Origin of the sequence: Nocardiopsis sp. LOL_012 (assembly GCF_048060475.1) — a bacterium.
Classification (GTDB): Bacteria; Actinomycetota; Actinomycetes; order Streptosporangiales; family Streptosporangiaceae; genus Nocardiopsis.
The window spans coordinates 1-229 of sequence record NZ_JBHMIV010000154.1 but is presented as its reverse complement, the minus strand read 5'-3'; the positions used below and the strand labels follow the sequence as shown (position 1 = coordinate 229).

General features: G+C 66.4%; 1 protein-coding gene. It reads right to left on the bottom strand.

Translation table 11 applies throughout. The features are described 5' to 3' along the window. On the bottom strand, positions 1 to 229 hold a 229-nt coding region (locus ACFHWE_RS23885; RefSeq protein ID WP_416604129.1), incomplete at both ends, for a chaplin family protein.

Below are 229 nucleotides of genomic sequence, written 5' to 3'. Positions count from 1 at the left end.
CACGGGGATGATGATCTGGTTGCCGCCGGCGATGCTGCCTGAACCGCTCGTGGAGGTGTCGCCGGACTTCTCGGCTTCCTCTTCCAGCACCTCGACGAAGCTGGCGCAGTCCGCCCCGGCGACACCGAGTACGGCGATGGCGTTGCCGCAGATGTTCACGGCCGCGTTCACGGGGATGATGATCTGGTTGCCGCCGGCGATGCTGCCTGAACCGCTCGTGGAGGTGTCG